Genomic DNA, 21,039 nt, shown 5'->3' with positions numbered 1-21,039 from the left:
ATACTATCCTTTTACAGATCCAAGCATCACTCCTTTTGCAAAATGTTTTTGTAAGAACGGATAAACAATAAGTATTGGTAAGGTTGCCAATAAAATAGCAGCCATCTGAACCGTTTCTGGAGGCGGTAATGCTTCTACCATTGCTGCATGACCACCTAACGCTGCATTTGGTTCATTTACAATGACAATTTGTCGCAAAATAACTTGTATCGGCCACTTCGAGGGGTCATTCAAGTAGAGAACTCCTGAGAAATAGCTATTCCAATGGCCCACTGCATAAAACAGACCAAATGCTGCCAACGCTGGCTTTGATAAAGGTAAGATCACTTTAGAAAAAATTTGGATATCATTGGCTCCATCAATAATAGCAGCCTCTGTTAGTTCCTCAGGGATCCCTTTAAAAAATTGAGTCATGATGATTAAATTAAATGGACTGATTGCCACAGGTATGATTAGTGCCCACAACGAATTCAATAAACCAGTTTCTTTTACAATAATATAAGTCGGAATCATTCCAGCTGAAAATAGAACAGTAAATAACACTAAAAACAAGATTAACCGTTGCCCAATAATATTTCTTGTTAAAGAGTAAGCCATCGTGGATGTAAAAACTAGATTAACAAATGTCCCTACCACAGTGATATAAACTGTCACCCATAGAGAACGAATAAATTGATCGGACCCTAAAATATACGTATAGGCATCTGTCACCCATTCCTTTGGCCATAAAAGGAAATCACTATTGAGGACATCGCTCACACTTGAAAATGAAACGGAAAAAATGTATAAAAAGGGAAATAGCATCGTAACAGCTATTAATAACAAGAGTATGTTATTAAAGATTTCCATTACCCTTTCGCCACCAGTAGCTTTAAACATAACCTTACCTCCTTACATAATAAGAAAAGCACAAGTGCCTATGTCACAGTCTAAGTTCGCGACATCGTGTCGCAACGACTGTATGACTCACATCGTGTGAGCCTCCGACTAACGCAGGAAGGATTTCGAGTAAAGGCATCCTTTGCCTTTACCGTAAACCTATAGCGAATCGAGGTGCTTTGCGCTAGAGCTAGACAGATAAAGATGAAATATGATTCATTAATATAAGCCATCTTCTCCAAATTTTTTCGCAAGTCTATTGGCAAGAACGACAAGTATTAAACCAATAATTCCTTTAAAAAGTCCTACAGCTGTAGCGAAACTAAAATTAGCCTGCTGAATCCCTTTAAAGTACACATAGGTGTCTAAGACATTTCCTGTTTCCATATTGAAAGGATTCAACATTAAAAAAATTTGCTCGAAACCACTATCCATTACATTACCTAAACGAAGGATTAATAAGATAACAATCGTACTCTTTAGTGCTGGTAAAGTTATATGCCACATCTGTCTCAAACGACTAGCTCCGTCTATTACAGCCGCCTCATATAAATGCGGACTAATTCCAGACAATGCCGCTAAAAAAAGAATTGTGCCCCAGCCCGATTCCTTCCAGATAACTTGGAAAATAACTATTGGCTTAAACAAAGCTGGATCAGTTAAAAATGGGATTGGATTGATTTCTAAAAAATTCACTAGAACATTGTTGATTAAGCCTTCACTTCTAAGAAAAATAACAGTTATCCCAACCACGACTACCCAGGATAAGAAATGAGGTAAATAAACAATAGATTGAAGAAATTTCTTATATACTTGATTTCTAATTTCATTAAGCATTAAGGCAAGTACAATAGAGATAGGGAAGGCAAAAAAGATTTGTAACATTGAGATTTGTAGTGTATTCCAAATAACTTGAATAACTTCAGCATCTTCAAAAATTAACTTAAAGTATTTTAATCCGACCCATGGACTATCTGCAAACCCTCGAAACGGGCTATAATCCTTAAATGCTAGAAGAATTCCTGCCATTGGTATATAGCGATATATAAGAAAATATAAAATTCCTGGTAAGATTAGTAGTAACAAATAGCGATCTCGCCATAATTTATTTTTTAATGACTTCTTTTTTCTGTTAGTCGGGATATTATTTGATACGGCTAATGTTGAATCCAACGTATCAATTTTTTTGTTTTTAGTTTCAATAACAAATCTCCCCTTTCTCCAAATACTTTATTGCCTATTAAACTCTTTCAATACATGTATATTACATGTATTTAATAATAATTTAAATTTTACAATAATTCAATATTTTTCTGAAATTATATTCTGTTATCTTCTGCCTTACTTTCATAAAAGTATATTAAATAGTGACTTTGAACCATTTTGATATACGCTAAGGCGGACACTTTCCGAGTGTACACCACCTTGCGCACCAATCAACAAGTTCAGCTTTCTTAACAACAGAATAAAAAATTGGGATACTTCTTAAGTATTAATCTATTAAAATGAATAATAGTTATGAAATTGACTCATGTGCCTTTTTATTTTTCTCTAAGTTCGTAAACATTTTGTTAGAAATCATCATTAACACTAGGCTTATAAGGCTACCTCCGAAAAACGGTAGTAATCCCGGAATTTTAATCATTAAATAATATGGAAAATAGAATCCTAAAACCATTAGGACAGAAAACAAGGGATTAGAAAGAACAATGAGTAAGCAGTTTCTAAAATACTGCTTTAAGGTCAGTTTATATTGAACATAAACTGGAAATGCATAAAGTAAAGCAACTATATAAATAGCACCAAGTATAAAAAAGAATAAAGAAACTATTAATGCCCAGATAGTAGGAATACCACGAAAAAACTGTAAATCCACGTACAATATTAATCCAAGTACCGCCCATGAATAGCCGTATTTATTAGACTTTAAGAATTCCCTTTTATATTCGTTTTTAAAATGAGCGAATACCTTAAGTTCATCACCTTCATCTTGTGCCCACTTTCTGAGTACAGAGAACATTGCTACGGTTGATGGAAAAAAACCTGCAATTCCAGCACCAATTACTATTCCTATCAACCAAAGAATATTTAAATATGCAAGCTTTAATGCCCAATCCATATAATGATATAATGAACCTCTCCATCCAGTAAGTTCCATGTAAACCACCTCTTTAAATGCATTTTTTATTGAAAATTCAGTTATTTAAATACAAATTTTCACTACTTTAAATGAATAGTTCGATTTCATATAATCCTTGCTCCAAATATAATTCAAGCATTTCCTGGGCAATTTGATAGTTTATCAAATGCTTTTCACTATTAACTAATAGAATTGTCGGTTGAGCAGTTTTCAGTGAAATCTGAGTATTCTTTTGAAGTTCAAGTTGTATTTTGGCTCCTATGTCGTTAAATTGAGCAGAGATATTCATTTCCTCAGACGATTGAAATATATAATCACTTTGTACTTTCAAACAGGTCCCATTTACTACAGAAAACTTACTTAGCTTGCGGTCATCGTTCTGAAATGAAATCCAGCTCTGTTCTCCTTGAAGACCAATTTCTCCATTAGAGGATGTTTGCCACACAAAATCTCTATTCTCATTAACAAGAATATGATCCGTAATGCCTTGACGAGCTATCTCTATATGAAATTGTGACTCTACTCTATTTACTGAATAAGCAAATTCGTTTTTTGAAGCTTCAGGAACAAGCATTGTTATTAAATATTGCAGCTGTTCTTTTTCCTGTGGCACTATCTGTAGATATGAGCCATACTCCTCTGCTCCCTTATGTTGTTCTACACTTATCTTTATATCTTTTGGATAGCAATTGTAAATGGAAGCAGAAACGTTGTTTCCAACGAATGTGATATGCGTTTCTGCTGTCTTCTCTCCTGGCAGCAAAGTTTTATCTCCTGCATATATTTGTGCTGTTGTATGGAAAAGAAAGCTAAGTACGCTAGCCTTATCCTCTTTAACAACTTTATCTATAACAAGATAATAGCTATTATCGATATGTACTATCTTTCGCTCCCATTGTGAAATACTCTTGTCATAAGCACCAGCTGCTTCTCCGCTAACAAAAGAATAGTATTCAGATGAATACCAGTCTACAAATTTACTTTTTCCTAATTGAGATTGTCCTTTATCGTTAACAAGCATACTGTTATGCCCTATTGTCCCAATCGTAAAATCTCTCCTTGGCCCTTCTACATAATCCTGATAACCTGGATTGGATATTAGCCATTCTCCTGCAACATGTAATATAAAATTGTTTTGATCAAAATGATTATGATTCTTTGCGGACTGGCTTGAATTGAAAGCTAATAGATGATCATGATCCTTCCACCCACTTCTTAATGAAGCCCAACCTATCGTAGAAAAAATATTGGCGCACCTATTTCCATAGTATTTTTCTGGATCTAAAGGCGCAGGTAAATTATTCGTATGAAACAACGTTTCCAAATGACTTCCAGAGAATTTATTTATATACCAGCTTGCAATACGATTTTGGTTTTTAGATGCAAGTATCGACATAAGATAAGAAATATCCAAGCTATAAAATGAATCTGAAAAGTTTACAAAGCTCACCTTTCCACCAGTCCCAAGTGAGTAGATGAATAGATCAGGAAGAAAACTAAAATATGAATGCTGGAGAAATTCATTATTTCCTGTTGAACGATGGTACGTATCTACTGCCATTAAAATATGCCTTGCAGCAACATTTAAATACAATAGCCCTTCAATGTCCGGATCCATTAGCCTACTATTTAAGTAATTGCTTATATAAATACAGGAGTTGAAGATGAATGGTTCCACTTCGTCCTTACAATCACTATCTAAGATGGCTAGGGATCCGATAAGCATCGCTACTTGCTTCGATGCAATAATATTATGACTATCATGATTATTAAAATCTATACGGAAAGGCTGTAAACCTTTTGTCAAAATAGCATGTTTAATCATATCTTTCTCGGTGCTGGATAAAGTATGTAAAATTGCATCATATCCAATAGCTGCACCTATTGTAAAATGCGCATTACTTAAATTACCTTCCGCACCTCGTAGCGGAAATTCAAACCATCTTGTAAACGAAGATAGTGCAAGGAGGTACTCCTTTACTTTTTCAGCAAACCTTTTATCCTTTGTTATTCCATAAGCAAAGGATAAAACACGGATTCTTTCTTCAATAGCTCGAGAATACATCGTCCAAAAAGGATAATCTATATATCCTGGAGGATCTCCAACAGGCTCTAATTGTATTAATGGCAAAGGAATAGTTAGTTGAACAGAGCAACTTGGATAGACGACCGTAAACTCTTTTTCGGCTATGTATGATTCTGCTAATTCCAGTATTTCATACCACAAATTGTTAAAATCAATGCTGCTTTCCAGTTTCTTATCTGCCACTCTTGTTTTCATTTCTTTTAGTTCCTCGTCATTAAATAAAATTCGAGGATGTGGCTTTAATCCCTTAAGATGTTGAGCAAATTTCATCACAAGTACACCCCTTGAATAACGTTTTAAACGTTATATGTTGCTTGTTTTAAATTAAGAAGCTCTTCTATTCGTTTACATGTATCCTCTGCTTTTTCCATATTGGCCCAGAAAAATTGCATCTCTCGTTCGATTAGTTCAAACTCCTCTATTGTCAGATCAAGATCCCTAATCGTCTTGGATGTTCCCATTACTTCTTTAAAAGCATTATATTGTTCCGGATGAACTCCTGGCTGCAGAAGATTATTATCCTCTGCAACTATGCGAAGCATCGGAATAGTACATCCATTTTGCTTGAGCAATGTTTGTGCTTCAGTACTTACCATAAAGCTAACAAGTGCTTGTGCTGCTTCTTTAATTTTGCTATTTGCACTAATACCTAAAGCACCACCCAAGAGTAGTGTTCCCGGCGTTTCATTTTGAGGAGGCGGTAAGACGTCCCATTTAATCTTATGATCTCTAAATTCATTCATAAAATAATAGGTAGTCAAAATCATTGCTGCCCCTTCTCGCATAAAAAGATTTTCTGCTAACTCATTACTTCCGTGAGAGAAGATAGGCGATACTTGATGCTTATACATTAAATCACCACAGTAATTCAGTGCTTCTATATTCTCTTTTCTGTTCATTACTGATTTAGAGCGGTCCTCTGCCATGAACAATCCTTTGTTTTGCAACAGAAACACCGGCCACCGATTTGTAGAAGATGAAAAACAAAAGCCATATTCTTTAATAATACTGTCACTTTGTAATCCCTTTGTTGTACGTGCTGATAACTCTAACAAGTCATCCCAGTTTTCCATTTTGAAGTTCTTTGAAATCCCTGCTTCTTCAAACATTCGTCGATTATAGCAGATCATCACTGGTGAAAATACAAATGGCGTAACAGGTACCGTCTGATTATATGTGAACATATCAAACACTTGCTTATAGCTATCCTTTTCTATGTCAACATGTTCTGGTAAGAATGGTTCTAGCATATCTAAAGAATTCGACTCCATTAACTCTCGAAAATGGTAATCAGATACGATAAATACATCAGGTCCATTATCATGCTTTAAGGATTGTGTCAGATTATATATATACTGACTATTAGGCAGTATTTGTAGATTTACTTTTGTGAACGGGTTGAGTTGCTCGAAACGTTTGATAATTTTTCGTATAATTTCGATCTCATAAGAATTTGAAAACCAACCAAGTGTAATAGTTTGTTTTTGTGTATCATTTGGAATAGTTACTCGATTACCTTTTCCAGGTATCTTCTCAATTAGACCTTCCTCTACGAGCTCTGCCAATGCCTTCCTAATGGAAACCCTGCTTAATTCATATACTTTACTTAATGTGTTTTCTGGAAGAATGAATTCACCAGGTTTTATCTTCCCTGAGATAATTTCTTCTTTTAATTCATGAATAAACTTGTTATAGCGATTTTCAAATACACTTTTGCGTTTTAGCAATTGTCACAACTCCCTACTAAATGATTGCTCTACTTTTAATTAGAATAGCATATTTTGCAATGTAAACTTGAAGGACTACTTTAGCTCAACCATTTATCTAGAAAAGTATAGGCGTTTTGGCGAATTTCAGATGGAAAGTCATGTCCAGAGTTCCCTATTAAAGATTGAAATTTCCCCTCTTGTTCCAGCCATTCATATAAGGAGTTAAGTTCAGAAAAGCCTTTTGCTGCCGGTTCCCAATGAGGAAATATGCTGTCATTTTGCCCCATCCACATGAATAAAGGCGTTGGAGCAACTAGAGCAGCAATTTCAGTGAACTCAAACGGGACGATACCTTCATTGATGTAATCACTAATCTTAGGTATATGACTGAACCAATCTCTTCTGCCCCAGCGATGTTTCTCAGGATCTTGAGCGAAAAGAGAAAATCCACAACTACAAACTACCGCTTTAACCCTACTGTCGACTCCTGCTAGAAAGAAGCTATTATACCCGCCTAACGAATGTCCAATTGCTCCAATTTTGGAGGTGTCTACTATACTTAGGTCCTCCAACAAGCTAATACCCTGCCTATGATCAACAATCATCTTAGCAACTGCTGACCAATTTGGGTGACTTTTATAAAATGCTGCTGTTTGAAATGGCTGTTCATTCTTTAATACTCGATCTCCTGCAGTTATCGTATCTGGAGCTAAAACAACATATCCTCTATTAACAAGCTCCAATCCGTATTGTCTATTTTTCCTACCTGTTGCTGTACTTATGTCTTCCTTTCCACTATCACTAGTTGGATGGAGAGCAAGAACTGCCCGAAATTGCTCGCGATTAGCTGAGTTCAATAAATGAAGTACATCACTTTTGGATGCAATGTTTTCTTCTCCTCTAACTTTAGGAACTAAAAGGTTCGCTGGTACCCAGTCCTTGTAAACCGTGGAATAACAGATGTTGATCAGGTAATAACCGGTATGAATTTCCCAGTAGTTTATCTTCATACTCGTTTTAACTAGTGGAGGAAGACCACCTATACAATCTAGCCAGTTCTGCATAATCGTAGATCTTTTCTCATGCCATTCTTTCATATCGCTTACATTATGCAACAATGGTGGAGGTCCATTTTTTTCGATTTCTTTTAATATATACATGGTCTTCATCCCTCCCCAATTTGGATACTGAATAAATGACTTCCACTCCCATAGTAAATTCGGCTATCCTTCTGAACAATACCACTGGTAGCGTCCATTGGTAGTGTATGAACTACCTTAGGTTCTACGTAATGTTTCCCTTGTATCTCTACACTGAGTAAAGTATGACTAAGAAGACAGTAGAGCGTGTTAGTTTGTAAATCATAAGTAAAGCAATTTCGAACAGTTTGGCCCCAGTTGGATAAATCTATTTGGAATAGTATCTGTTCCGTATATGGATCGCAAACGAAGTAAGTACTTTGATCGGTAAGACAGTGGGCACAGTCATACTTGTCAATAAATAGTTGAGTAATTTCACGTGCACCCTCTATCGGAACAAAACTATTTTTAACTTTTTTGGTCTCCCAATTTAATATATATAAACGAGCTTCTTTTTCTCGTGATTCTGCTCCACCAGGTGTCTCGATACTCGTTCCGCCAAGGATATCTCCGGAGCTCAATTCTCCAAGGCTAATCGTACTTTGATTTTCAACTAATGTTTCATGAGACAATAGATGGTTTTCTTCCGTTTCAATATGATAAATACCTAATGATCCGCCAATCATTCCATACCCAGGAAACCCTCCCCATACAATATGCTCATGATCCTTTAAAGCAATTGCACAGCGAGGTCTATGAATACTCTCTTCCTGTGCAACCAATTTTGGATTTACGCTCCTACTAAATTTCTTAGTCGTATCAAAAACTAATAATTTCCCTCCTGCGTATGCTGCGCCTATAAGTAAATTCCCATAGGAGGCATAGGCAGCAATATTTCCGCCTCCTCCTTTTTCAATAACCTCTCCACCAAAATTAGTCATTTTTTTCATGCAGCTATCAAAGCTAAAAAATTGTAGTGGGTGCATAGATGTACCATAAATATAATCATCTGGTCCGAGATAAATAGTAGACAATTTCGCTCCGTCCGAAGTATAACTAAAATGTATAGTTTTAGTTTGTGCTGTCTCTCTGTTAACTAGTTCAATAAGCCCCTTAGATAGGCTGTATCTCTCTATATGATAATTTCCATCCTGATACCTATGAATCCTTTGAAATCCTGTACCAGAATAAAAAGAGGGAGATACCTTTTCAACATTTATGGATTCGAAGTCTCCATTTGAAAACTTCATCCATTGTGGAGAACTAGTTTCTCCTATATGTCCATATACAAACCCGTCATCTCCTAAGTGAACATAGCCAGTGCCTTTTTGTCTTTGAGATTTTATTATAAGGTCTTTTTTCAAACCTCTTTCTAGATGAAAGGCTACTATATTTTTACTTTCCGTTCCAATTCCTATATATGCCCAACCTGATTGATCCACTGCCACACTCCCTGGATACTTTTCGCTATAGTCCACCCTGCCATAATCGATGATTTCTTTTGAGAGAGGCGAATAACAGAGTAAATGACAATGTGGATACGAGGTGAAATAGATATTACGCGCTCTATCTTCCGCAAAGCTAAATCCTACAATTTCTTCCCCGTTTTCAATCCTCTTGTAATAAATGAATTGCTCTAAAAAAGGGTCCAATACCATGAACATATTTGCAGCACCAGTGTAGAATAATCCATCGCTACTAAACGAGGAATAAGGATATTCATCGTTATTATCAGGAAAAAACACTTGTTTTATATGACCATTTTCAAGATTAACAATAACAACAAATCCTTTGGCAGCAATAACAAACCTGCAGTCACCCTTCTCATTTCTACATAATGCAGCTGTTCTTTCTTCCTCTGCGGAAACTGGAATTCCATGGTCTGTAAATAGGTTTTTATGCACTGTAACCCTCCTTCCAGAATTATTTACTAACTAAATCAATTTCATAAAAACATATTTAATAGTGAATTCCCAACAACGTTGATTTCTGCTCCAACGCGTTACGAAGCTAGCGCAGCGATGCAGAAACAGGCGAACGCTTTCCACTCCAATCAACGAAATAGACTTTATAAAAAAACGAACAAAAAATTATTATATAAAATCAATGTTTGCTTTTGTAATTAAATCAATTTCATAAAGAATATTATATAATTAAATCCGAACAACGCTGATTTCCGCTCTAGGCGGATGCTTTCCGTGGGCACGGCTTAATCTCCTCGTCACTACGAAAACATATGCTCCTGCGGTTACTCGTCGCAAAGACATTGGTCAAACAAAGCTCGACCAATTTCTTTCCTGCGGGGCTTTCAGCTCGCGCTGTTCCCGCTGGAGTCGCCGCCTGCCACTCCAATCAACGGAATCGCTTTTTATAAAAACGAATAATATATTGCGATATTAAGTAAACATTCGTATTTTTAATTGAAACAAGTAATTCTGATATTGCCTTAATAATCAAGTAATTATGAAATTGATTTGCTATAAAATGAAGCAACTTTATTAATCGCGACAATCATATCTTCTATGTCTTGATCTGTATAGAACTCACTTATATTTAATCGAATGGCCGTTTCTAAAATATTCTCTGCGTTTGGACAGCTTCCTACGGAGTAGTCATAGGTTCCTAGATTAAATGGATAATGGTTATTCAAATATGCCTGTTTCTTTTGAAATATTGGCTGCGCATATAACACCTTTGGAATATAACCCGGTTGGTTTGGAATTCCTTCTTCTGCTAAAGCTTCTGAAAATTCCTCTCTTGAGCACGTTAACTGTTCCAGATTCAGAGTGAGCATATAAAACCAATAGCTGCACCAGCCTTCGTTGGTAATTTTCATCGGATTGATTCCTTTAATAGTATCGATTCCTTGCTTTAATCTTTCCCCTAACTCATTGCGTCTTGTACAAATCCAGTTAAGCTTTTTCAATTGTGCAATTCCAACCGCACCCTGCAGCTCTGTCATTCGATAATTCGGAGCTAAATATTCTATATCCTTCATAACAGCATCTTCTTGTCTTCGATAATTTTTATCTGCAAATGCATGCGTTGTAAAATAATCAGATTCATTTCCTGAGTTTACAGTCACCATTCCACCGTCACCAGTAGAAATATGCTTAAAATCATTAGTACTAAAGCAGCCATAATCCCCTATGGTACCTGTTAATCGACCTTTGTAAGTCGTTAAATAACTTTGAGCACAATCCTCCACGACCTTGATGTTATATTTTTTGGCAAGTTCCATAATTGGGTCCATATCGCAAGGGTTACCTGCAAGATGAATAACAATTATTGCCTTCGTCTTTGCTGTTATTTTTTCTTCGATTGATGTAGCAGTCATTGTATAGCTATGAGGATCCAAATCAGCGAAGACTGGGATGGCATTTTGGTAGAGAATACCTACCACTGTACCTTGGTCTGTAATAGGACTTGTAATAACCTCATCTCCAGCAGTAACTCCAGCTGCTCCAAGTGCGACATGAAGTGCAGCAGTTCCAGAAGAAGTAGCAACACTGTATTTTACTTGATAAAGATTATTGAAATCCTGTAAAAACTGCTTTACTTTATGACCAAAATGATAAAATAATGTATTTTGCTCTAGTGCCTCCAGTAATTCCTTTGCCTCTTCTAACCCAAAGCGTTGCCCTGTACCAAATGGTGTCGTTTTCACCTTTTCTCCACCATTTAATGCTAATATATTTCCTTCCATTATTAGTCCCCCATATTAAGTTCTTTTCATTTGAACTTGTTTACAATTAACACCAAATCGTTGCACTATTACTTCATCATCTGCTGATGCATAATCCTCAGCTATTGGTATGAGAAGCATAAAATCATTTTCGCCATCCCGGCTAGTTACTTTAATGTCTCCTGAACTCCTAATTCCATTAATTGTAAGCCCACGACGTGAACGCTCCCAATCATTAATTTGCTTACTAGTCCAGAAGGTAAATCCTTGAGTTCTAGCAGTTGTTATTAATTGAACAATGGCCTCTCGCACTTTTGGCTGATGGTAAATATGGTATTGATGGAACAGAAAATGCGCTACACCATTAACCCGCTTCACTCCATCTAAAAATGGCTGAATGACACTTACATCTGATAATGTATTGTGATTTAGATCTTGTGTTAAAAACCCAATTTCTAAAACGTCATATAGTCTATTCTTTTCATCTGCCCAAGCAATTGGAAAATAAGGATGACATGTGCCAAATAAAAAACCAATATTCCCTTTTTTACTTGGACCTCTCGATTGATCCACTTGGATTCCATTGTTTTCACACCAAGTGTATAACTCTCCCCAGCCCTCAAAACGTGTATAGTGATTTTTATTAGATACAGTATCGTTTGTATTTGTCGTTTTTTCTAACCAGTCTAATTGTGTTTGAAAAGCTTCCGCTGACCAAACCCCTTCATCCTGCTCTAGTGCATTGTAATGAAGGGCAATTTCATGACCACCACTTTTTATTTGGTCATATATCGAGGAACTGTAGCCTGGTGCAATCATGCACCAGGTAGACTGAACATTTTCTGCTTTCAGCGTATCAAGTGTCATTTGAGCTGATTCATCCACATTTAAATCACTATCATGGGAAATCATCGCAACATGTTGTACGTTTGCTGGCCAATAGTCTAAGAAGGGAAGTGTTAAACCTTTTCCTAGCACTATTTTTAATAAATGTTCCATTAATACTTCTTTCCATAAGTCAGCATATGGGTGAGGGAAATAAGGCATTCCAGTTTCTGTAAATGCACGATCTTGAACCCAATCCAGTTCAAAGCCATCCTCTGCCTTTAAAATTTCCTCATCTAAATTCGCCGTACCATCCGGGGCTGGTATTCCATCCTCTATAACAGGCTTCGTTCCCTGTTGCAAACCAACGATCGTTTGAGGAATCGGTACTGACCAGCGTTCAAGTGTTCCAGAACCATACTTTATTTGCTGTAATGCAGATACTCCCTGCCATGTTTTTGCCTCATCAGCTACAGCACCAAATTCTGTTACGTCTAAATCAGTTTCATGCGTCCAAGGCTCGGCATCTAGGAAACGTAAAGGGGTATGTTGGTTTAAAAAGGCAGATAAATCTGCATAACCCTTTTGAGACGCAAGCTTGTTTGAAAAACCTAGTTTCTTTCGTATAGAGTCCAATCCCCCATAAGAAACGACAGTCCCACCAGCGTGTATATATTCTAATATTTTGCTGCACGCTTCTTCACTATCTCGGATGTGACTCACAATCAACACGTCAAATGAATTATACTTATCCGTTACATCTAGTTTTTCATATGGGATTCTAAAATGATCAAGAATTTCAAATATAAAATACTCGAAAAGGTTTTTCTTCTTAGACCACTCTAACTCCGCATCCATATCATCAAAAACAATACCCATTTTGGCCATTTTCATATTTCTATCACCCTTCGAAATATATTAATATACAAGTAAATTACATGTATATAAATTTATATAATTTTCATATTTATATTATTTTTATTGATATGATGTAATTAATAGTAAAACTATTTGTATTATATGAAACACCTGTATATAACATGTATTTAAAACAATTATATGTATAATTTTCTGAAAAATCAATGTTTTATTTAATTCTTTATATTTCATACTCCCTTTTTTAGACCAGTCCTCTCTTGCTATCTACTATTGCTTCTTTATATACAGTTCGTAGTTATTAATCCAGGGCTTTCAGAATTATTTATTCACAAAATCGCCCCTCAGCTCATATACGGGAGGGGGGGAATAATTATGATATATCAGAATTGTTTGGTACACAGGGACCCTTTATGATTAGTTCACATTAAAATCCCCCCTTCCGCTCTTGGGCAGAAGGGGGTGTTAGGTGATTGGCAGTATTAGAATTGTTTACTACACAGGGACATAAAAAAACACACCCTCCAGCAGAAACCTAGAGAGTGTGCGAATTGTAGTTAAATATCAGAATCGTTTGTTACACAGGGTCACTTTATGGAATACTTCCCAAAACCATCCGTACCTTCGCCAACATATTTAATGTTGCCATCTGCAGGGATTACTTTTTCTGCTTGTTTGGAAGATTCAAATACGATTGTTGCATTTGCAGGTAGTGCTGCAAATTTCCAGTTGCCGTCAGCTGATGGATCAATCGTTTTCTCAGCAAGAATATAATCAATAATTGTTTGACGGTTTTCATCTGGATAGATTTCAATTGCTGTTGCATTACGTACTCCTGGGAATGTTCCATTTGCACGGTAGTTGTTTGTTGCTACGATAAACTCTTGTTTTAAATCGATTGGCTTACCATCGAATTGTAAATTTGTAATACGAGATGATTTATCATTTACTAGATTTCCGTCTGCATCGTATTTGGCTGGTTTCGTCACATCAATTTCATATGTTACACCATCAATTACGTCATAATTGTAAGAGCGGAAGTCTGTATTAATAAGTTGTTGATCGCCAGTTTTTGTTGCATCGATTTGGTTGAATTGACCTGCAGACATTTCTAACCATTCTTTTACGTCCGCTCCATTAACTTTAACAATTGCTACTGTGTTGTCGTATAAATATAAATCAGCTACGTTCTTAATGGCTAACTCGCCTTTTGGAACATACGTGTAATATTCAGGGTCACTTCTTGTTCCTGCTTTGAATGGTGCACCAGCAGAAAGTACTGGAAGTTTTTCATTTTCTGTACCTTTTAGTTTTGCTTTTACGTACTCAGTTTGAGCATTTGTTACGATTTGGATAGATGGATCATCTTGTACTTGTGAAAAGTAGCTATGAATGTCAGCTGTTGTTGTTCCAACTGCTTGGCGTACGTATTTAATCGTTCCTTCATGTGCTTCTTTGACAGCGTTCACTATAGTTTTGTCTACATCCGTTGAATCTTTTGCAATTGTACGTACTTCTGCTTTGGAATTCGTTACAGCCCATTCGTTGCCCTTTTTCTCTAACGTTAAGTCAATTACACCTAAATGACTACCAAATTTACCTGGCATTACAACTGGAACACCGTTGATCGTACCTTTATCGATATTTACATTCGTTAAAGAAGCATCAACTTTACCAGGGAACACTTGGTGAGCATGTCCTGTAATAATTGCATCAACGCCTTCAACCTTCGTTAGTAGATATGTTACATCTTCTTCGCCAACCTCATGCTTTGTATCTCCAAGACCTGAGTGAGAAAGAACGACAACTACGTCAGCTCCAGCTTTTTTCATTTGAGGTATAACAGCTTCTACAGCTTGCACAGAATCTTGCACTTTTACTTTTCCTTCTAGATGAGATTTATCCCATTTCAGAATTTGTGGAGGAACAATTCCAGTTACTCCAACTTTGATCGTTGATTTGTCACCTTCTGCATCAACCACCTCTTGGTCAATTAACACATACGGTTTATATAATAACTTACCAGTTGCTGCGTCTTGAACATTCGCATTCACATAAGGGAAGTTTGCATCATCCATTACTTCATCTAAATAATCAAGACCGTAGTTAAATTCATGGTTACCAAAAGTTGCTCCGTCATAACCCAACAATTCCATTGCAGTTACAGATGGATGCTCTTCCCCATCTACTAATTTATCTATAGCTTGCTTGTATGAACCTAGTGGAGTTCCTTGAATAGCATCGCCGTTATCGAATAATAAAGAGTTGCTATTTTCAGTACGCGCTGTTTTAATAAGTGTTGCAGTTTTTGCAAGACCTAAACTATTAGACTCTGTATCTTTGTAGTAATCATAGTTCACAATATTCGTATGAATATCAGATGTACCTAAAATACGTAATGACACTGCATCTTTAGAGCCTGAATCCACTTCTGCTCCTGATGCTTTAATAACAGCTTCTAATTTTTTCAATAAATCTTCTACCATTGGATACGAACTAGCGGTTGGAAGTTTATCTAGTAAAGGTGCTATCGTATCGATTACCTTTTTAGCTTCGGTTTTATTGCCAGCTGCTAATAACTTTTCAGCTTGAACAACCTTCATATAAACAGTGACAGGAACCATCAACTGATCTCGTTTCGTATTTGCTGGTTCTTTATATTGGTCTAACAATAAATCTCTCGCAGCTTTACCACTAAAACGATAGAGAATTGTTGTACGACTCTTCAACTGAACAGATAGTTTATGATATAAAGTCTCAACCTTCGCCCAATCCTTTGCAGATTCAGCTTTTTTAATATCATTCATAATAGGAGTTAAGTATTTGTCTGCATAGTTATAAGCATCGATATAAGGAATGATTCCTTTTGTAACACGTTCATTATAAAGAGCGTTTAAATCTTTTAGTAAAACGGCTTTATTTTTCGCATTAGACTTCGTAATAGCAGCCTTTGCTTTCACATAATTATCTTTTGCTTTATTAAGTGCCGGATACAACTCTTTGCTTGTAGCAAGCTTGCCACTTTGGGCAGGAACTACATATGCATAAGCTGCATTCTTCATATCTTTTCTCGCTTGATCCACAACATCCTGCATTGAACTACTCGCAAAACTTACATTCGAACTTGCCAATAAAGATGTTGCTAATGCTGCAGCTACTACAGATTTTTTGAACGTATTCTTCTTCATCCTGTCACTCCCGTTTAATAGATTGTATTCTCCCAGCTTAATTTTCATAAGCCCCTTCCTTAAAGATAATGGAAAAAACAGCCTATTACAACAAGAATATTGTAATAATTTCGTAAATAATGACAAGTACAATGGACACACTTAAAATCCCTTCCATTATTAAATGGAACGAGATTTGTAAAAATCTTTATATAGTTCATATAAGAGAGCTGTCAAAGAAAAACTGGGTAAATAGACGCCCGATCCTTATATTTCAAAACTTGTATCTAACGTTTTCGAAGTACTCTGGAAAGACTCGTCCTTTAGGTCTTTTCTCGGTAATCTTATGGCATTTGTTTGTCCTTCTCCCTACTACAACTTTAAGAAGCATGTTAGTGCATTTTACTCAGGGTTCTCAGGAGATTTTTATATAATTTCATATCACTCAAAAAAAGCATCTGAAAAGTATCTTCAGACGCCACACGATTAAATATTTAGTTAGGAGACAATATTTTTGTACACTTCTATGCCAATTAACTAGCTTCAAGTTACATAAACAAAAGAAACCTTATACAATATGTTCCCTATGTACCTATTTTTTTCGATGGTACATACCATATATATTTAACGAGGTGTGTAGTCTTTGGTGTTGTTTTAACAATACATGCTTGGAAGCATTCACAGTGACAGAGATTCCATTAAAAAAATGGATGACTGACTTCCCTTTGCTTAACTCAACCACATAAAAAGGGTGATTAAATATCCAAACACACTCCAGATTCCTATAGGACATCGTTGGAAAAGCACCAAAATCATTTGGCTCTATGAGCAGTGGTGTCTTTACCGAATAATTCATTAACTTTTTCGTTGCTTTCAAACGTCCCTCCAATGTAGATGCATATCTATTACATGCACCTTCAAGTATGTTCAATGTACTCTCTTCTGAATAATAAGTTCCATGTGTCGTCACGATTCGCGTTTTCGCCTTATCTTTAAAAACAGGCTCAATTATTAATGTTTGGTTATCAATCATTCCAGAACTTTTTTTAATATCTTTCACCGTATATCCCCCTTTTTTGTCCCCTCCCTGTAAGTACATCCTATCAAATTACAATATAACATACTAGTCTAAATTTACTAAATATATGCAATATTTTAAAAATAATTCCTAATTACCCCTTCTAGTAAAGTGTTATTTAGAATTTGGTCCTATATTAGAAAAACATTTTCTATCCGTTTGGTATAAAGTAACTGAAAAAAGTACCGAGAAGTGTCGAACATCACTCTCCAGGTAAAAACTTTAAATCCTATTTTTCAATACTTACTCTCAATTTGGCAAGCATTCTTTCTCGTCTCTTTTTAATACCTGGTATTGTTATGCCAGCTCTCGTTGCAGCCTGTTGTAGCGAAATCCCTTCCACGAAAATCCACATCAATAGCTCTCTCTCTTTTGCATACAATGATTCAATTGCTATTCCCAAATCCTCCCGAAATAAGCTTGTTTCAAAAGATTGTTCAAGTAAAAATGCCAATTTTTCATCCTCCACAGGGTCGACTTGCTCTTCCTGGCGTTTTTCTCGTTTTAATTCATCCAGCATTCCACCGTAAATCGAGCGGTACGCATAAGGTGCAAAATCTCCCCTTTCCACATCGAACCTCACCCATGCCTTCCACAAAGCAATTCTACCTGCCTGTCTATATAACTCGTGATTTTTATATATGCTTAGCTTCCGAATGCAAGCAGAAATCATCGGCTCAAATTGCTCCAATACATATTCAAATTCCATCAACGCTAAGTTCCTTTTTGAGTCATGCACGATTCGTTTATTCCTAGGTAGCCTAAGAATAATTAACTTCTTATGCAAAATCTAATGACTATTTAAAAGATTGTAGCGGTGTAAACGTTATACTTTAGTCTATGGAACGGTATGTATTGTGAGGAAGAACAGTTAAAACTGATACAAAGTTTTAAGGATGTCTGGTTCCAGTCTAATTTTGAATTATTTTAAGAACACGATATATATTACCTACTATACGAGTAAAAAAGAGAACTATTAGTGTTTATAATAAACTCCCAATAGTTCTCTTTATAATGCTTGCAAACAAGGGTATGGCTTTTCGACATATAATAGGTAACAGTCTATTAGTTTGAAATTAACAACATTTTACTGTAAAATTAGTATATTGGAATTCTTTCTACTGGTTAATTTGTAAAGACTTAACCTTAGCAGAAACGGATTCTTTTTTTTCGCTATTTTATAAAAAAATCATAAGCATATATTTTTTCATTTATCAATTCATTAAAAATTTGACCCAATTAAATTAGGGTATATATAATATAAACTTTTTAGGAGGAGAACATGGATACAACGGAACCATACTACATTACAGAGTCTAAGTTAGCATGCATAAATGCCGGAATGGATCCGAATGAGATATCGAGACCGAAGAGGTTTTTAGATGAAGAGCAGTTTGCAGCAAAGAGAAAATTTTATAGTGAAATACTATCAGTTGTGCGTTTTTTCTCAAATAAGTTACTAGATTCCTTAAAAGGTACCCCCATACTTGTTGTAGTGTCAGATGCAACCGGTTACCTTTTGGAAATCGAAGGGGATGAAACCATCAAGTCTACCATTGAACAATTCGGAATCAAACCAGGTAGCCTGTTCGTTCAAGAAGATACAGGTACAAATGTTGTAAGTTTATCATTGCAGCAAAGACACCCAATTAGCTTGATTGGTGAACAACATTATCATACATTTCTTCATGAGATTGCTTGTTATGGAACAGCATTTCACTATACGGATGACAATAACTTGCTCGGTAGTGTGTCTATCATGATGCCTATCCAATTTCAAAATACACTTTTCTTAACGATGTTAGCTCAGGTGATTGATTCAATTGAAAGAGAACTATTATTAAGAAAACAAAATAAGAAGCTTAACATTATGAATCAGATTATGTTAAGTAGAACAAGAAATGGCATTGTTATTACGGATGAGAAAGGAATCACGACCGAGTTTAATAGTTTCGCCGAACAAATTTCGAATAACAGCAGAGAAGATGTTGTGGGTAGAAATATTCGTGAATCTCATTTAACGGGAGAATATTTTAAAAAGGTACTGGAACAAGGGGAAATAGTTAAAAATGAGGAAATAAAGTTTAAAGGTGACACAGGTGACCTCATTGTTTGTCTCTTTGACGCACAGCCAATTTATGAAGAAGACAAAATGATTGGTGCCTTTGGTCAGTTCAGAGACATCACTGATCGCTACTTGCTACAGGAAAAATATAATTATTTGGCTTATCATGATGATTTAACGAATCTATCGAACAGAAGACATATAAAAAAAGAGTTAGAGGCCATTATCCAGCAAATATACGATGGTCAGCAACGTACCTTAGCTGTTTTATTCATAGATTTGGATCGCTTTAAAATCATTAATGATAACTTTAGTCATTCTTATGGAGATAAATTCTTAATCGAGGTAAGCAAACGTTTAGGTGGTTCTCTCGGTGAGAACGATATACTTGCTCGAATGGGTGGCGATGAATTTGTCTTTCTACTGAAGGATTTTGTTGATATTGATTATGTCATGAAAAAAGCAGAAGAGATAATTCAACTGTTTCAGCAACCTTTTTATGTTAGTGGAAAAGAGTTACATACAACAGCTAGTATTGGGGTGGCAATTTATCCCGACTCTCCAATTTCAATGGAACAACTCATGGTCTACGCTGATAATGCGATGTATCAAGCAAAATCAGAGGGTAAAAATCGCTACGTCGTTCATTCATCAGAATTATTGGATGTAATGATGGACGAATATATGCTAGAGGTCGATTTAAGAAGAGCATTGGATAATGATGAATTTGTACTACATTATCAGCCCCAAATTAATAACGATACTGGTAAATTAGTTGGTTTTGAGGCATTGATACGCTGGCAGCACCCTACGCTTGGTCTAATACCTCCAGGAAAGTTTATAAAACTGGCAGAAGAAAATGGATTAATCACCCAAATTGGTGAGTGGGTCATCAATGAGGCCTGTTCTCAAAACAAAAAATGGCAAGATAATGGTATGACCCCAGTAAAAATGTCCGTTAATCTTTCCACACAACAATTTCTTACAAGAGATCTTTTAGCATTTATGGAAGAAATGTTGGAACGTACAGCCATTGATCCAGCTTATGTTGTCGTTGAAATTACCGAGTATATGGCAATGGAATACGAATACTCCATTCAAGTACTAGAACAGCTAAAAGCACTTGGTATTGGTATCAGTATTGATGATTTTGGAACAGGATATAGCTCGCTCAATTATCTTAAAAATTTCCCGATTGACTATATTAAGATTGACAAATCCTTCGTAAGTGAAATTATGAACAATGAGAAGGATTCAATCATTGTAAATGCAATCATTACATTAGCTCACAATCTTCGTAAGGAGGTAATTGCAGAAGGAGTGGAAACACAGGAACAGCTTGATTTCCTAAAAAGTCATCATTGTGATATTTCACAGGGTTATTACTTTAGTAAACCACTTCCTGCATATGAAATTGAGAAAATTTATCTAGAACAACATTGATCATAGG

The 21,039-nt window shown here is 35.9% G+C and carries 13 protein-coding genes; 1 reads left to right on the top strand and 12 read right to left on the bottom strand.

The genetic code is table 11. The annotated features are described in order from the left end of the window. Window positions 1-3: 3 nt before the first annotated feature. From MKY29_RS04565 to MKY29_RS04510, 12 genes are all read right to left on the bottom strand, one after another. On the bottom strand, window positions 4-879 hold the full coding sequence (locus MKY29_RS04565; protein ID WP_269920637.1) for a carbohydrate ABC transporter permease: 876 nt from the start codon (window positions 877-879) through the stop codon (window positions 4-6). Window positions 880-1,098: 219 nt separating this feature from the next. After that, the gene (locus MKY29_RS04560; protein ID WP_340879123.1) at window positions 1,099-2,052 is read right to left on the bottom strand and encodes an ABC transporter permease; all 954 of its coding nucleotides are present in this window, start codon (window positions 2,050-2,052) and stop codon (window positions 1,099-1,101) included. Between the two features lie 343 nt (window positions 2,053-2,395). Beyond that, window positions 2,396-3,037 (bottom strand): YesL family protein, encoded by a 642-nt coding sequence (locus MKY29_RS04555; protein ID WP_340879122.1) that lies wholly within the window; start codon window positions 3,035-3,037, stop codon window positions 2,396-2,398. Between the two features lie 67 nt (window positions 3,038-3,104). Continuing rightward, entirely contained in the window at window positions 3,105-5,375 is a 2,271-nt protein-coding gene (locus MKY29_RS04550; protein ID WP_340879121.1) for a heparinase II/III domain-containing protein, read from the bottom strand. Window positions 5,376-5,401: 26 nt separating this feature from the next. Further along, window positions 5,402-6,832: an extracellular solute-binding protein gene (locus MKY29_RS04545; RefSeq protein ID WP_090565400.1), complete on the bottom strand. Its 1,431-nt coding sequence runs from the start codon at window positions 6,830-6,832 to the stop codon at window positions 5,402-5,404. A gap of 80 nt (window positions 6,833-6,912) precedes the next feature. Then, window positions 6,913-7,974 carry an alpha/beta hydrolase family protein gene (locus MKY29_RS04540; RefSeq protein ID WP_340879120.1) on the bottom strand — a complete coding sequence of 354 codons (1,062 nt, stop codon included), beginning with the start codon at window positions 7,972-7,974 and terminating at the stop codon, window positions 6,913-6,915. A 5-nt stretch (window positions 7,975-7,979) separates the two neighbouring features. Continuing rightward, a complete protein-coding gene (locus MKY29_RS04535; RefSeq protein WP_340879119.1) occupies window positions 7,980-9,797 on the bottom strand; it encodes a hypothetical protein in 1,818 nt (605 codons plus the stop codon). Between the two features lie 557 nt (window positions 9,798-10,354). After that, on the bottom strand, window positions 10,355-11,599 hold the full coding sequence (locus tag MKY29_RS04530) for a DegT/DnrJ/EryC1/StrS family aminotransferase (RefSeq protein ID WP_340879118.1): 1,245 nt from the start codon (window positions 11,597-11,599) through the stop codon (window positions 10,355-10,357). 15 nt (window positions 11,600-11,614) lie between these two features. Continuing rightward, window positions 11,615-13,297: a hypothetical protein gene (locus MKY29_RS04525; protein WP_340879117.1), complete on the bottom strand. Its 1,683-nt coding sequence runs from the start codon at window positions 13,295-13,297 to the stop codon at window positions 11,615-11,617. Between the two features lie 569 nt (window positions 13,298-13,866). Further along, on the bottom strand, window positions 13,867-16,515 hold the full coding sequence (locus tag MKY29_RS04520) for a bifunctional 2',3'-cyclic-nucleotide 2'-phosphodiesterase/3'-nucleotidase (protein WP_340879116.1): 2,649 nt from the start codon (window positions 16,513-16,515) through the stop codon (window positions 13,867-13,869). A gap of 523 nt (window positions 16,516-17,038) precedes the next feature. Beyond that, window positions 17,039-17,506 (bottom strand): competence protein ComK, encoded by a 468-nt coding sequence (locus MKY29_RS04515; protein WP_340879115.1) that lies wholly within the window; start codon window positions 17,504-17,506, stop codon window positions 17,039-17,041. A gap of 247 nt (window positions 17,507-17,753) precedes the next feature. Then, window positions 17,754-18,233, bottom strand: a complete 480-nt coding sequence (locus MKY29_RS04510; RefSeq protein ID WP_340879114.1) for a sigma-70 family RNA polymerase sigma factor — start codon at window positions 18,231-18,233, stop codon at window positions 17,754-17,756. Between the two features lie 573 nt (window positions 18,234-18,806). On the opposite strand from MKY29_RS04510, the gene MKY29_RS04505 reads away from it, so the two are divergent. After that, window positions 18,807-21,032 (top strand): EAL domain-containing protein, encoded by a 2,226-nt coding sequence (locus MKY29_RS04505; protein ID WP_340879113.1) that lies wholly within the window; start codon window positions 18,807-18,809, stop codon window positions 21,030-21,032. Window positions 21,033-21,039 lie beyond the last annotated feature (7 nt).

The organism is Psychrobacillus sp. FSL K6-2365 (assembly GCF_038003165.1).
GTDB lineage: Bacteria > Bacillota > Bacilli > Bacillales_A > Planococcaceae > Psychrobacillus > Psychrobacillus psychrodurans.
Note: the sequence above shows the minus strand (reverse complement) of the source record. Positions and strands in the feature narration are given on the sequence as shown.